This is a genomic window from Mesorhizobium sp. M0800, assembly GCF_040320095.1.
Classification (GTDB): Bacteria; Pseudomonadota; Alphaproteobacteria; order Rhizobiales; family Rhizobiaceae; genus Mesorhizobium.
The window spans coordinates 1-1,176 of the sequence record NZ_JAMYOZ010000078.1 but is presented as its reverse complement, the minus strand read 5'-3'; the positions used below and the strand labels follow the sequence as shown (position 1 = coordinate 1,176).

The window sequence follows — 1,176 nt, the reverse complement described above, 5'->3', positions numbered from 1 at the left end:
GCCAGCGGCCGCAAGGACCGTGCTCAAAGGCCGGACATATGGACGCAAGCGATCGAAAACGACGCAAAACAACCGTTGCAGGCAGGGCGCCGTCCACATATGGTTCCCGGTCTTCGTTACCGCAGGAATCCTAAGGCTCGTCCGCGAGCATATGGTCGAAATAGTCGTCCGGCTCGGCAAGATCGGTCTCGCTGGCACTGACCCGGCCGCGCATCGAGATGCCGGCCTCGTGCACGGTCTCGTCGCTTCCCGACACCAGCCTGTGCCACCAATAGAGATCGCGGCCCTCGGCCACCAGCCGGTAAGCGCAGGTCTTGGGCAGCCAGCTGATGGTGCGCACATTCTGCGGCGTCAGCCCGACGCAATCCGGAACACGCGCCAGCCGGTTGGCATAGTCGGAGCAGCGGCAGCTTCCAGCGTCGAACAGCCGGCAGCCGACGCTGGTCCAGTAGATCTCTCCGGTGTCCTCGTCTTCGAGTTTGGACAGGCAGCATTTGCCGCAGCCGTCGCAGAGTGATTCCCACTCGGCCGGGGTCATCGCCTCGAGCGTCTTGGTCTTCCAGAACGGCTTTTCCATCGTCGGCATGTGGCCCTCGGACGCTTCAAGGTCAAGCACGGCAACCGTGCACCCTCGTCCGAACGATACGCCGGGACCATACGCCGGAACATACGCCAGGACCATACGAATGACATGAAGTCGCCTTCAAAACGCCGGTCAATCGCCCTGTGCCACAGCTAGAACCTACAAACAGGAACCAAACATGGTTGCTGAAAGTTTGGGCAGGGATGGGACGCCACAAGGAGTGTTTATGATGAAACGCCAACCACGGATTCTGGCAGGCACGGCGCTTGGCCTGTTGATGGCGTCCGCGCCGCTAGGCGCGTTCCCGCTGCAAGGCAATGCCGCATTCAGCCCCGTGCAACGTACCGCAGCGCCGCTCATCCCAGTGCAATCGAGTTGCGCCGAGGGCGAGTCGGCGGAGGCCTGCGCGCAAAGCCAGCAGGCAGAGCAGCCCAGAAAGAAGAAGCGCGACCAGCAGCAGCAAACGGAATCCGCTCCGGCCGAGCAGGCGGCTCCAGCCGAGTCCGAGCAACCCCGCAAGAAGCGGCGCAATCAGCAGCAGCAAACAGAATCCGCTCCGGCCGAGCAGATCGCTCCAGCCGAGTCCGAGCAAC

At 62.8% G+C, this 1,176-nt stretch carries 1 protein-coding gene and 1 pseudogene; one reads left to right on the top strand and one right to left on the bottom strand.

The window, feature by feature from the left end; all coding sequences use genetic code 11:
• Nucleotides 1-130: 130 nt before the first annotated feature.
• Nucleotides 131-577, bottom strand: coding sequence for a YcgN family cysteine cluster protein (locus tag NKI18_RS33285; protein WP_023678278.1), 447 nt, complete (start codon nucleotides 575-577; stop codon nucleotides 131-133).
• A 235-nt stretch (nucleotides 578-812) separates the two neighbouring features.
• Between NKI18_RS33285 and NKI18_RS33280 the strand changes: the two are divergent.
• A pseudogene (locus NKI18_RS33280) lies at nucleotides 813-1,176 on the top strand (OmpA family protein); the annotation flags it as partial.

Coding starts and splice junctions, on each gene's coding strand:
- NKI18_RS33285 (WP_023678278.1), bottom strand. CDS start 577: ATGGAAAAGCCGTTCTGGAAGACCAAGACGCTCGAGGCGATGACCCCG.